The following is an 11,666-nucleotide window of genomic DNA, read 5'->3' on the forward strand; positions in this document are numbered from 1 at the left end:
AATTATTATCAGGTCATCACTCTCATTTTTCTCTGCATGAAAAAGAACAACATGATTTTAGATGACAACGAGGCTGTTATAAACGATAATAAAGTTAAAGTGCTAGTCTGGAGGAGACAAATGAAGATCGTTATTGCTGGTGGTTCGGGATTTATCGGACGTAAATTAACTAATATCCTTCTTAGTAAAGGGCATGAAATTGTCATCTTAACAAGGAAAGATAAGAAATCATCAGGAAATGTGTCATATGTAAAGTGGCTCGAAAAGGGTACTTCCCCTGAAAGTGAACTAAAAAATGCAGATGCATTGATTAACTTAGCAGGTTTTTCAATAAACGATGGAAGATGGAATGCAAACCATCAAAAACAAATTTACGACAGTCGAATGGCAGCGACAGACGAGTTATTCAGAATCATTTCGCTACTGGATAAAAAGCCTTCTGTCCTCATTAATGCGAGTGCAATCGGCATTTATCCAGCATCAAAAAGTGCTATCTATACAGAAGATTCAGTAGAAACAGCAAACAATTTTCTCGGTAAAACTGTTTATGACTGGGAAAACAAGGCGAAACAAGTAGAAGCACAAGCAATTCGCGCAGTCTTTATGCGATTCGGTGTTGTCCTCGGCAACGAAGGCGGAGCACTCCCGCTTATGGCATTACCATATAAATTGTTCGTTGGCGGCACAGTTGGTTCAGGTGAACAATGGGTGTCTTGGGTGCATGTGATGGATGCTGTACGAGCGATCGTATTTGCGCTTGAAAATGACAACCTGCGCGGACCTGTCAATGTCACATCACCTTCTCCAGTACAGATGAAGGATTTCGGAAAAACGATCGGTTCTGTTTTGCATCGTCCACATTGGTTTCCTGTCCCTTCATTCGTCATGAAATTAGTGCTTGGGCAAAAAAGTGCACTCGTTCTAGAAGGACAGCTCGTTATCCCTAAAGTGTTAAAAGATGAAGGATTTCAATTCAAATTCCCTTCACTCAACTCTGCTTTAACGGATTTACTTACAAAAAAGTAGAGAAAGTAAGAGGCTGACCCAAATGAGCAAATAATAAAAATCGAAAATCAAAAATGTTGATATATCAGTAAAAGGGGGAATCCAATAGCCTAAAGTCGATTTATTGGACACCCCTTTGTTATAGATGACAAAATATTATGACAATTCAAACGAAAATTTTTTTCATCATTTCTCAGTTATTTGGACCGCAAGCGAAAACGCTGTACTTTTCCGGTTGCTGTTTTTGGAAGTTCAGGCAAAAATTCAATTTCCCGCGGATATTTATACGGAGCTAATGTTGCTTTTACATCATTTTTTAATTCGTTTTTTAAACTTTCTGTCGGTTCAATGCCATCTTTTAAGACAACAAATGCTTTAGGATAGACAAGATTATGTTCATCTTCTATTCCGATCACAGCTACTTCAAGAACAACATCATGTTGAAGCAGCGTTGTCTCAATTTCAATCGGCGACACCCAAATCCCGCCAACTTTTAACATATCGTCCGAGCGTCCGCAATACCAAAAGTATCCGTCTTGATCTTGATAATATTTATCGCCAGTATACATCCATTCTCCATAAAACTTTCGATGCGTTTCCTTTGTATTGCACCAATACCCAGCAGTAATGCTTTTTCCTTTAATAACTAGATCTCCAATCTCATTTGTTGCTGCTTGTAAAAAATCGTCGTTCACAATTTTTGCATCATATCCTGGTACGACCTTTCCAGAGCTCCCAGGCTTCACATCTCCGCTATAATTAGAAAGAAAAATGTGCAAAGCTTCAGTAGAGCCAATCCCATCTAATATATCTATATTAAATAATTCCTTCCACTTCTCGACGAATATTGCCGGCAATGACTCACCAGCTGATACACAAACCCTTACTGAAGATAGATCAGGAATCTTTCCTGTTTTTTCTACATAATGAATCATCGCGCCATAGTGCGTTGGGACTCCGAAAAAAATAGTCGGTTTTTTATCTGCTATCGTTTTAAATACTTTTTCAGGTGTAGGCCGATCTTTTAATAAAATCGTCGTTCCTCCTGCTCCTAACGGGAAATACATTCCATTGCCAAGACCGTAAGCAAAGAAAAGTTTTGAAACTGAAAAAGTGCGGTCATTTTCATCAATATTTAAAACTTGTCTTGCATAGTTATCAAAAGCTTTTTCCATACTTCTTTGCAAATGGACAACACCTTTTGGCTCTCCTGTACTCCCTGAACTATAGAGCCAAAAAGCGGCATCTTCTAACGTTGTTTTTTCGGTGATTAACTCATTGGAAGCAACATGAAGCAAATCATCAAAATGATAGAAATGAGCACCGACTGTCTCATCGCCTTCAATGACAATCACTTCTTTTAAAAAGACGAATCGTTCTCTGTAAAGCTTGATTTTTTCCCATAATTCCGCATGGACAACGAGCACTTTAGCCCGGCTATGATTAAGGAAATATTCATAGTCGTCTGGCTTCATCATTGTGTTGACTGGTATAGGAACCGCACCGATTTTCACTGCGCCAAAAAATGAAATGATAAATTCTGGGGAATCGTACGTTAGCAACAAGAGACGACTTTCTGGCTCAATGCCGATATTTTTGAGAGCGTTTCCAAATTGATTCACCTTTAAAAGCAATGTTTCATAAGTGACCTGTTCTTTATCACAATCAATCGCGACTTTGTTGCCGAACCCTTTTTGAATATTTTGTTCAATAAAACGATGAGCGGCATTATAAAGCTGCTTTAACCCTTTATATTGATAGACTGCATCTATCATTCTTTTTCCCCCTCGTATAGTAGTAGTAAGAGCTCTTTCTAGAAGAAGAATTTCCAGTTGTTGATCCGGATCCTCTACAATTCACTCTAGATTCCTATAGGTTTTTTTAAAGGTTAGCCTCTCGGCTTTCCCATCAATAAATGTTTTTGTTTTACCCTTGTTTCACCCCTCTGGTGGGGAAGCCGAGGTAAAGTCAAACTATCAATAATAGATTTACGTATTGTTGTTATTTCGCAGGGGGATAGTTCCCTACTGCTTCTTTGAAATACCTTTTAACTGAATATCGTGAAATGGCGGAGAATGGAGGATGCTCCAGCGTTTTACTCCGTCATTTTTTTTTTATAGCGTTTTAGACCTGCTCATGGGACAATGGAACCCGACAGGATCGTATCAGGATATTGCTTTTCCCCCTTGCGGACATCTCGCGATGTACTGCTTAATAAGCCTGCTACCCATGGTTCATTATTGAAGGTCTAACCACTGGTTGCGCCGCCGTAAAAGAAGTGAGTGTAGCGCTCATGATGGACTTCTTTTCTTTGAGTGCTGATGACGAGGAAGACATCGATGATTCCCGTGGGCACCCAGGTCTGAACGTTCTTGATTAACTTACCTACTGGAGGTGATTGGTATGTCACAAATGCTTGTTGGTGTAGACGTAAGCTTGAAGTCCCATCATGTCCATTTCATGAAACAGGACGGATCCACACTTGCCGACTTTTCTGTTTCTAATGATCAAAACGGGGCCGCAACCCTGATCAAACGAATGCTAGAAGCAGCGGAAAAAAGTCAGGCCAACCAATTGAAGATTGGGATGGAAGCCACTGATCTTTACAGTTGGCATCTTGCCCATTATCTACAAGACCAAATGAAAGGCTATGAACCTAAGTTCCAAGCCTCTATCTACGTACTAAATGCGAGAAAAGTCGCTCGTTTTAAAAAAGGGTATGACTCCCTTGTGAAAAACGATCGCATAGATGCCTGGGTCATCGCTGACCACTTGCGCTTTGGCCGACTGCCAGCCCAAATGAAAGATGCCATACAATATGAAGCCCTTCAACGATTAACACGGACAAGGTTTCATTTTATGCGGGAAATTACCCGAAATAAAACGTATTTTCTTAACCAGCTCTTTTTAAAGTTCAGTGGACTGAGACAAGATAATCCATTTTCAGATAAATTCGGAGCTACGAGTATGGCTGTCATGGAAGAACTAGAGCCCGAAACCATCGCTGAAATGAGTATCGAAGAACTCGTCGAGTTCCTGCAGGATAAAGGGAAGAACCGATTTGAAAACCCAGAAGAAATCGCAAAATATCTTCATAAGTTGGCTAGATCATCTTATCGGTTAAATAAGGCTATGCAGGATCCCGTAAATATTTCTATGTCAGTTACTTTAAGTACCATTCAACATATCGAGTCACAAGTAAAGCGGCTAGATAAAGAAATTGCCAAGTTAATGAAAGGCATACCGCAAACTCTAACGTCTGTAAAAGGAATTGGAGACGTTTATGCGGCAGGGCTGATAGCCGAAATAGGCGATATAAAGCGATTTAAAGATCATCATGCCTTAGCGAAATATGCTGGTTTGGTATGGAACCAAAACCAATCGGGCGAATTCGAATCCCAAGAAACGGCAAGAATGAGGACAGGCAATAAATATTTGCGATACTACCTTATTCAAGCTGCTGATAAGATCCGAAAGTATGACTCTGAATATAAAGCTTTTTACACAAAAAAGTACGATGAAGTTCCAAAACATAAACACAAACGCGCTCTCGTCTTAACTGCAAGAAAACTGGTACGATTGGTGTTTTCGCTACTACGCACCAATCAGTTGTACACACCACCTGAAAGGAGAGATTAAAACTTCTCATTCAGACCCTTTCAAACACCCAGCTTCACACTAATAGTGATTGGTAAAAAATCGAAAATAGTGTGAGGTTTATTTGTTATACTCTTTTTTAAGCACTTTTCAATGAAATCCAATATTAATTTCCAATCCACCGAATTTTAGTGCTTGACATATTACCACTGGGCTTTAGTTAAAAAGTAGTGGACTTTCGGTTACGTGAAACCGACAGCCCACTTGCGAGATGAATTTACGTTATTAATTGTGCATATAGTGAAAATTGGTTAAATTAAATGCCGAAAATATTTAATGGCTTGGCTCCAATATACGAAATGACACTTTTCGTTTCTGAATATAAATCTAATGTTTCGATACTTAATTCCCTTCCGAACCCAGATTGCTTATAGCCGCCAAAAGGCGTTCCTGGGAATGCAGAAATCGGGCTATTAATCATCACGATACCAGCACGGATTCCAGCTGCAATCCGATGAGCTTTTCCGTTATCTTTCGTCCAGACAGCAGAGCCTAAACCAAATATTGAATCATTTGCATGCTCAAGCACTTCCGCTTCGTCAGAAAACTTCATCACAACTACGACAGGTCCAAACACTTCTTCCTGAGCAATTCTCATCTTGTTTGTGATGTTTCCAATAATTGTTGGCATATACCAATATCCATTTTCAAACTCCTGTCCTTCGGGGCGTTTTCCACCATAAAGAACTGTTCCTCCCTCTTCAATTGCAAGCTTGACATAACTGTCGACCGTCTCTTCATGACTTTTTGAAATGAGCGCTCCCATATGGGTTTCTTTATTAAAAGGATCACCCACTTTTAGTTTTTTCGCTTTTTCGATAAACTTTGCGATAAATTCATCATATATATTCTCATGGACAAAAATTCTTGAACGAGCTTCACACGACTGCCCCGTATTATAGAAAATACCAAAGATTGATCCGGTAACCGCCGCATCTAAATCACAATCGTCAAATATAATACTTGGAGATTTTCCGCCAAGCTCAAGGGTAACTCGTTTAAGAGTGTCAGATGCTCGCGACATGATATCTTTTCCTGTTTCTGTTTCGCCGGTAAATGCGACTTTATCGACATTTGGATGCTCTGTTAAATATGGACCAATTTCAGAACCACTCCCAGTAATAACATTTAAAACACCGGCTGGAACTCCTGCTTCATGACAAATGTCAGCTAAAATAAAAGCAGTGATTGGCGTATAGCTTGCTGGCTTTAACACAATTGTACATCCGGCTGCTAAAGCGGGAGCGAGCTTCCAAGCTGCCATCATTAATGGATAGTTCCACGGAATAATTTGTGCACAAACACCGACAGGTTCCTTTAAAGTGTAATTTAAAAATCCATTTGGCACAGAGTTTGTACGTCCCCCAAAAGTGGTAATCGCTCCGGCATAAAATTCAAAGTCTTCAATCGCTTGAGATATTTGTCCTTTCGCTGCGGCTACTGTTTTCCCACTATTTAAAACTTCTGCTTCGACAAGCTCGTTAAATCGTTCTCTCATGATTTCTGCGATTTTATTCAATACTCGCGCTCGTCGTAACGGTGTCAGCTTTGGCCATTTTCCATGATCGAAAGCTGCTTTTGCGGCTGCAACTGCACGATCAACATCTTCTTTTGTCGCTTTTGCCACTCTTGCTAAAACATCACCTGTAGCGGGGTTATGAGTTTCAAAAAATTGCTCATTGCTGCTGTCTGTATATTCACCATTAATGAGTAATTGGTACTTTTCTTTTAGTCCGACTGTTTTTACTAACATGTGAATCCCCCTTATATTTTTTCAATAATCGTCGAAATGCCTTGACCAACTCCAATACATAGAGAGGCCATACCGTAACGGCAATCACGCTTTTGCATTTCATGGACAAGTGTTGTCAATATTCTTGCACCGCTGCATCCGAGCGGATGCCCAAGTGCAATCGCTCCACCGTTCACATTTACTTTCTCAATATCGAGACGAAGCTCTTTTATACATGCTAGCGACTGGGCAGCAAAAGCTTCATTTAACTCGATTAAATCTAGATCTTCAATCGTTAAGTTTGCACGAGCTAACGCTTTTTTTGTTGCTGAAATTGGGCCGATACCCATATATGCCGGATCAACCCCGCTGACAGCTGAAGTGATCACACGAGCGAGCGGTTTTAAGCCCAATGTTTTAGCCAGCTCTTCCTCCATCATTAACAGGGCACTAGCACCATCATTGATTCCAGAAGAATTACCCGCCGTTACTGTTCCGCCCTCTTTAAAGACGGGTGTTAATTTTGCTAACGCTTCTATTGTTGTTCTTGGTCGAACATGCTCATCTGTGTTAAATATAATCGGCTCGCCTTTTCTTTGCGGGACAGTAACCGGAGTAATCTCCTCCTTGAAGCGATTGCTTTCAATTGCTGCTGCCGCTCTTTGTTGACTATTTAAAGCAAATTCATCTTGCTCTTCCCTCGTTATGTTGAACTTTTCAGCTACATTTTCGGCTGTTTCCCCAAGACTGATCGGCGGATAAACTTGTGCTAATTTGGGATTGATAAGTCGCCACCCGATCGTCGTATCATATAATGTTTGGTTTGAACGTGCATTCGTTAAATGAGGCTTCATCATAACGTATGGCGCACGTGTCATACTTTCAGTCCCCCCAGCAATAAATATTTCGCCTAATCCTGCCTTTATTGCTGAAACAGTTTGATTAACCGCTTCTAATCCAGAACCGCATAAGCGGTTAACAGTTACACCGGGGATTGTTTCAGGAAGACCAGCCAAAAGCACTCCCATTCTTGCAACGTTGCGATTATCTTCTCCAGCTTGATTTGTACAACCTAAGTAAACATCTTCAATTAATGTTGGATCGATATTTACTCGAGCAATTAATTTTTTTATCACGTGACCTGCTAAGTCATCAGGACGAATATTCGTTAAAGAGCCGTTTAACTTACCGATCGGGGTTCGGACAGCATCGATAATCACTGCATTTTTCATCGTGCCAGCTCCTTTGTTTTCATATTTTGATAGTGATAAAAGCATTTATTTGTCTGACCACCGACCCAGCCTGCATGAACAAGTTTCCGAATGAGAGGAGCTGGCCGATATCTTTCTTCTTTAAATTGTTCGTACATTCCACTTAGTACGGAATAGACATCTTCTAAGCCGATTTTTTTAGCCCATTCAAAAGGCCCAAGCGGATAATTTGTTCCTTTTTTCATGGCGATATCAATATCGCGAACAGAAGCGGTTCCTTCTGTAAGGGCGAAGGCCGCTTCGTTAATAATCATTGATAAAATCCGAGGAAATACAAGTCCGACTTCATCTTCAACCACTTCAATTCCCTGACCAATCGCAGAAAACGTTGCTTTTGCCTCTTGTAAATAATGAGATTCAGCTTGCAATGATGGGGCAATTTCGATTGCTTTTCCGTCCATAAAACCGACAAACGTTCCAAAACCGATTAATCTTTCTGGATATGATAACCATGATGCTACCTCAGTTGCAGTTACACGAAGCGTCGTTGTTAAGATCAGTGTTGAAGCTGGAACAAAAGCTTCAATTTCTTTTAGATTTTGTTTCTTTTTTTCTACGTGTAAATTTTCCGTTTCGATCGCAACTGTTATATTCGAACGTTCGGAAATATCGTTTAAAGCTACTTGATTCATTCCCTTCGCTTGAAAAGCATGAAAGAGTTCTTTAGCAAGTAAATTTTCCCCGCTTATGAGAATGTTAAGTTCACTCATAATGAAAGAACCCTCCCCGTGTCTTTTTCCCTAACCTTCCAGAGTCAACCATCCGCTCTTGGTAATAATGGGGACGGAACCTGCTTTCACCATAAAAGCTAGCATGAACTGATTTCGTTGTTGCAAAATTCACATCGATGCCGATTAAATCTTGCAGCTCAAAGGGCCCCATTTTAAAATTTCCTGCTTGTTTCATAATTCGGTCAATTTGTTCAACTGTTGCTACTTGATCATTCATGATTCGTAAAGCTTCATTATAAAATGGCCGCGCGACTCGATTAACGATAAACCCAGGCGTATCTTTACAAACGACTGGGTTTTTGTTCAATTTTTTTGCAAAAGCAACTAACGTTTCAACCGTTTCCGCAGCTGTATTTAATCCTTGGATTACTTCTACGAGCGGCATGATAGTTGCTGGATTAAAAAAATGTAAGCCTGCGACTCTTTCAGGATGTTCAATCATGCCAGATATTTGTGTAATCGAAATCGATGACGTGTTCGTCGCTAATATCGTTTCTTTTCGGCATACTTTTTCTAACTGTTGGAAAATAGCACGCTTTATTTCTACTTTCTCAGGAACAGCTTCAATTATTATTTCGCAATTCTGAAAATTTTCTATATGATAAGATGGATGAAGACGCTTTTTCGCTTCGTATACCTCTTCAAAGCTTAGTTTTTTTTTTTCTGCTAATCTAGCTAACCTTGCTTCAATAGAAGCTTTCGCTTTTGTTACCTTTTTTTCATCAACATCAAATATGAAAGCAGTAAACCCATGTTGAACAATTAATTGGGCAATGCCAGCTCCCATTGTTCCTGCGCCAACAACACCTATCGTCTTTATTTTATCCATATCATGCTTTCGCACCTTTCATTTACTTTTGCCAGCGGATATATTCAAAAACAGAACGGCATTTGCTGCAATAATATTGCCGCACTAATTGAGCCGTGCCAAATGAAGAGATTTGTTTTACATTTTTAGAAGCACAGAATGAGCAACGAACTGTTTTTTTTTCATCATACATTTGTGACCACTCCGTCCTTATATAATGACTTTATCGTTTCGTTAAACTGTTCAGTTAAATTTGAATTGGCAAGGATGGTGTTGTCTTTTTCGACTTTGTTTAACCATTGTTCAACCTCAAATGATGCTTTTTCAAGCTGCTTTTCAAATCGGAGAGGTATGGAACCCCTTTCATTTAGCAGCTGCTCACTCCAGCTTTTTGAATAGTTTACATGTTCATGTTGTTCTTTTAACATTTTGCTAAACGGAAGATTCAAATGTTTGTGATCGCCTTTTAACAGCGCCTTCATCACTAAATCGATCGCCACATTCGTTGTGTAGAGTCCGGCTATTAACGTAATCCAATTATTTATTTCTACTAAACTTTGAAATGCTTTACCAGTTTGCTGTTTAATCTCTTGCTTGCTTCCGTTTTCGCCTTTTAAATCAGCTACCCACCTGTAAATCAGTCTTGCGTGGCCTAGCTCTGCTTGCGCCATCGCGATTGATGAAAGCGTTGCTTCTAAATCCGGTCCGCTAATTCCGATCTCTACTAAACGGTCGCCTAAAACAAATTTATGATCGGCAATTGTTTCTGCCAAACTTATCATTGAACTGTTTTGATTTAACGTCATTTATATCACTCCCTCTTGAGTAAAAAGCGCTTCCGGCAGTCTGACCGTAATCATTGCTTCCTTTGGAACGACATGCATTTCTACCCAATCCTCTTCATTATAAATGTATTGAGCATACAACTTTGCCAACTCCGCGCTCGCTGCTTTTACTGAACCGATATGCTTTAAATCATCGCCTCTGTTAATACGTGTAAAAAGAAGGTATTCCGCTTTTCCATGATTATCATTCATTATGAGCTCACCCCCCAATGTTTTAATATTTTCTTGCCTTCTTCACTTAAATTTTTTACTGTCCAAGGCGGATCCCAAACAACTTGAATATCAACTTCATGAATTTCCTTTTCTTCAAGGAGACGATTTTTAATATCGCTTTCGATCCATTCCATACACGCACAGCCTGTTGAAGTGTATGTCATTTTCACTTCCAGCTTGCTGCCTGTTTTTTGAATGTCATATATTAATCCCATATCGACAACGCTAATTGGAAACTCTGGATCTGCTACTTCTTTTAAAGCGTTCCAATATTTTATCGTTTGTGGATTTGCCGCTTGCTCAATCATTAATTAACTTACCTCCTCTTCTCTCATTGCCGCAAATTCATGTGCACCTTGTTGTATTCGTTTTACAAATTCTACATTTTGCGGTCCGCGCTTTTTAAAGCGTTCGACGACCCCTTCCCACGTATCCGGCTCATCAAATAACCATTTGCGATTTTCAACATCAAATTTACAAGGGAATGGAACATCAATCACATATTTACCGCTTTTTTCATCAAAGTGTGCTGGTACTTTCACGCCGATTGATTCACAAAATGGAACTGCAGTTGACAACCACTTTTGACGAAGCTCATCATTTGTTTTTCCTTTTAATTTATAATCGAGCTGCGCTGAACGGCTTTTCAAGTTATCTGCTACACCGAAGAACTCTAATGCCATTAAAAACATCCAATCAACTGCCTCTTGTACTTGCTTCGCTGTTTCAGGATTTTTCTTCCCTGCTTTCATAATGATCTCTCCATTGCGCAAGTGGAATAATTCTTCTTTATCCACTTTCACTAGCGCCCGTTTCCAAGGCCCATATGAAGTATTTTCATAAGCATCGCCCAATAGTGTGTATCCTGCCCGGTCAAAGAGGCCATTGAAAACACCAAACTCAATCCAATTATTCAGTTTAAAATCAAAGGCATATGGATTTTTCCAGCGATGAGCAGGACGATGATATAATAGCTCATCAACGTTTTGACCTAAGTCCTCTAATAAGCGGTAAGCTATGTGTGCATGGCCAATTTCACCTTGAATAACGGCTAAAGCAGTGATTTTATAGTTAAGATTCGGAGCTTCGTGGTAAACGGTTAGTAACGGAGGAACACTTAAAAGCTCGGTATCACCAACAATAACAAGCGTTTGCACTAACGCTTTTAAATACTCCTCATTCATATCCTCCATTCTTTCAACTATAAACCCATTTTGAACTTTATTTTGTAACACATTAGCTTGAGTCATTTCTCCACCTCTTTATTATGTTTTTTCAATTATCGTCTATATTATGTAATATAAAATATTCTAAATAATCTGTCAAGATAAATATTATGTTTTTTTTACGTTCGAATAAAAAGGATGAATAATAACATATGAAACTAAAATGCTTATAATGAAA

At 39.5% G+C, this 11,666-nt stretch carries 12 protein-coding genes; 2 read left to right on the forward strand and 10 right to left on the reverse strand.

The genetic code is table 11. From position 1 onward, the window contains the following. Positions 1 to 120 precede the first annotated feature (120 nt). Positions 121 to 1,026: a TIGR01777 family oxidoreductase gene (locus K6959_RS08695; protein ID WP_223088199.1), complete on the forward strand. Its 906-nt coding sequence runs from the start codon at positions 121 to 123 to the stop codon at positions 1,024 to 1,026. 176 nt (positions 1,027 to 1,202) lie between these two features. Here K6959_RS08695 and K6959_RS08700 read toward each other — a convergent pair whose 3' ends face one another. Beyond that, positions 1,203 to 2,780: a benzoate-CoA ligase family protein gene (locus tag K6959_RS08700; RefSeq protein WP_223088200.1), complete on the reverse strand. Its 1,578-nt coding sequence runs from the start codon at positions 2,778 to 2,780 to the stop codon at positions 1,203 to 1,205. Positions 2,781 to 3,408: 628 nt separating this feature from the next. Between K6959_RS08700 and K6959_RS08705 the strand changes: the two genes are divergently transcribed. Further along, on the forward strand, positions 3,409 to 4,644 hold the full coding sequence (locus K6959_RS08705) for an IS110 family RNA-guided transposase (RefSeq protein WP_223088202.1): 1,236 nt from the start codon (positions 3,409 to 3,411) through the stop codon (positions 4,642 to 4,644). A 274-nt stretch (positions 4,645 to 4,918) separates the two neighbouring features. Here K6959_RS08705 and K6959_RS08710 read toward each other — a convergent pair whose 3' ends face one another. The 9 genes from K6959_RS08710 to K6959_RS08750 are packed head-to-tail and all read right to left on the reverse strand — an operon-like array spanning position 4,919 to position 11,512. Continuing rightward, positions 4,919 to 6,415, reverse strand: a complete 1,497-nt coding sequence (locus K6959_RS08710) for an aldehyde dehydrogenase family protein (protein ID WP_163243375.1) — start codon at positions 6,413 to 6,415, stop codon at positions 4,919 to 4,921. 11 nt (positions 6,416 to 6,426) lie between these two features. Then, the gene (locus K6959_RS08715; protein WP_163243376.1) at positions 6,427 to 7,626 is read right to left on the reverse strand and encodes a thiolase family protein; all 1,200 of its coding nucleotides are present in this window, start codon (positions 7,624 to 7,626) and stop codon (positions 6,427 to 6,429) included. Further along, positions 7,623 to 8,375, reverse strand: a complete 753-nt coding sequence (locus K6959_RS08720) for a 3-hydroxyacyl-CoA dehydrogenase family protein (RefSeq protein ID WP_163243377.1) — start codon at positions 8,373 to 8,375, stop codon at positions 7,623 to 7,625. Before K6959_RS08720 ends, K6959_RS08715 begins: the two co-directional genes overlap by 4 nt. Next, entirely contained in the window at positions 8,368 to 9,225 is an 858-nt protein-coding gene (locus K6959_RS08725) for a 3-hydroxyacyl-CoA dehydrogenase NAD-binding domain-containing protein (protein ID WP_223088204.1), read from the reverse strand. Before K6959_RS08725 ends, K6959_RS08720 begins: the two co-directional genes overlap by 8 nt. Before the next feature lie 22 nt (positions 9,226 to 9,247). Further along, positions 9,248 to 9,397, reverse strand: coding sequence for a PaaD-like zinc ribbon domain-containing protein (locus tag K6959_RS08730; protein WP_163243379.1), 150 nt, complete (start codon positions 9,395 to 9,397; stop codon positions 9,248 to 9,250). Then, positions 9,390 to 10,010 (reverse strand): Phenylacetic acid catabolic protein, encoded by a 621-nt coding sequence (locus K6959_RS08735; RefSeq protein ID WP_163243380.1) that lies wholly within the window; start codon positions 10,008 to 10,010, stop codon positions 9,390 to 9,392. Before K6959_RS08735 ends, K6959_RS08730 begins: the two co-directional genes overlap by 8 nt. Next, complete coding sequence (locus K6959_RS08740; protein WP_163243381.1) at positions 10,011 to 10,241, reverse strand: hypothetical protein; 231 nt, start codon at positions 10,239 to 10,241, stop codon at positions 10,011 to 10,013. It lies immediately after the preceding gene. Continuing rightward, complete coding sequence (locus tag K6959_RS08745; protein ID WP_163243382.1) at positions 10,241 to 10,570, reverse strand: metal-sulfur cluster assembly factor; 330 nt, start codon at positions 10,568 to 10,570, stop codon at positions 10,241 to 10,243. The genes K6959_RS08740 and K6959_RS08745 overlap by 1 nt, the downstream gene beginning before the upstream one ends. A gap of 3 nt (positions 10,571 to 10,573) precedes the next feature. Continuing rightward, complete coding sequence (locus tag K6959_RS08750) at positions 10,574 to 11,512, reverse strand: Phenylacetic acid catabolic protein (RefSeq protein WP_223088206.1); 939 nt, start codon at positions 11,510 to 11,512, stop codon at positions 10,574 to 10,576. Positions 11,513 to 11,666: the final 154 nt, after the last annotated feature.

This window comes from Bacillus aquiflavi (assembly GCF_019915265.1).
Taxonomy (GTDB): domain Bacteria; phylum Bacillota; class Bacilli; order Bacillales; family Cytobacillaceae; genus Bacillus_BT; species Bacillus_BT aquiflavi.

What these genes read in the sequence shown, in the direction of transcription:
- K6959_RS08695 (WP_223088199.1), top strand. Translation starts at nt 121, where the DNA reads ATGAAGATCGTTATTGCTGGTGGTTCGGGATTTATCGGACGTAAATTA.
- K6959_RS08700 (WP_223088200.1), bottom strand. Translation starts at nt 2,780, where the DNA reads ATGATAGATGCAGTCTATCAATATAAAGGGTTAAAGCAGCTTTATAAT.
- K6959_RS08705 (WP_223088202.1), top strand. Translation starts at nt 3,409, where the DNA reads ATGTCACAAATGCTTGTTGGTGTAGACGTAAGCTTGAAGTCCCATCAT.
- K6959_RS08710 (WP_163243375.1), bottom strand. Translation starts at nt 6,415, where the DNA reads ATGTTAGTAAAAACAGTCGGACTAAAAGAAAAGTACCAATTACTCATT.
- K6959_RS08715 (WP_163243376.1), bottom strand. Translation starts at nt 7,626, where the DNA reads ATGAAAAATGCAGTGATTATCGATGCTGTCCGAACCCCGATCGGTAAG.
- K6959_RS08720 (WP_163243377.1), bottom strand. Translation starts at nt 8,375, where the DNA reads ATGAGTGAACTTAACATTCTCATAAGCGGGGAAAATTTACTTGCTAAA.
- K6959_RS08725 (WP_223088204.1), bottom strand. Translation starts at nt 9,225, where the DNA reads ATGGATAAAATAAAGACGATAGGTGTTGTTGGCGCAGGAACAATGGGA.
- K6959_RS08730 (WP_163243379.1), bottom strand. Translation starts at nt 9,397, where the DNA reads ATGTATGATGAAAAAAAAACAGTTCGTTGCTCATTCTGTGCTTCTAAA.
- K6959_RS08735 (WP_163243380.1), bottom strand. Translation starts at nt 10,010, where the DNA reads ATGACGTTAAATCAAAACAGTTCAATGATAAGTTTGGCAGAAACAATT.
- K6959_RS08740 (WP_163243381.1), bottom strand. Translation starts at nt 10,241, where the DNA reads ATGAATGATAATCATGGAAAAGCGGAATACCTTCTTTTTACACGTATT.
- K6959_RS08745 (WP_163243382.1), bottom strand. Translation starts at nt 10,570, where the DNA reads ATGATTGAGCAAGCGGCAAATCCACAAACGATAAAATATTGGAACGCT.
- K6959_RS08750 (WP_223088206.1), bottom strand. Translation starts at nt 11,512, where the DNA reads ATGACTCAAGCTAATGTGTTACAAAATAAAGTTCAAAATGGGTTTATA.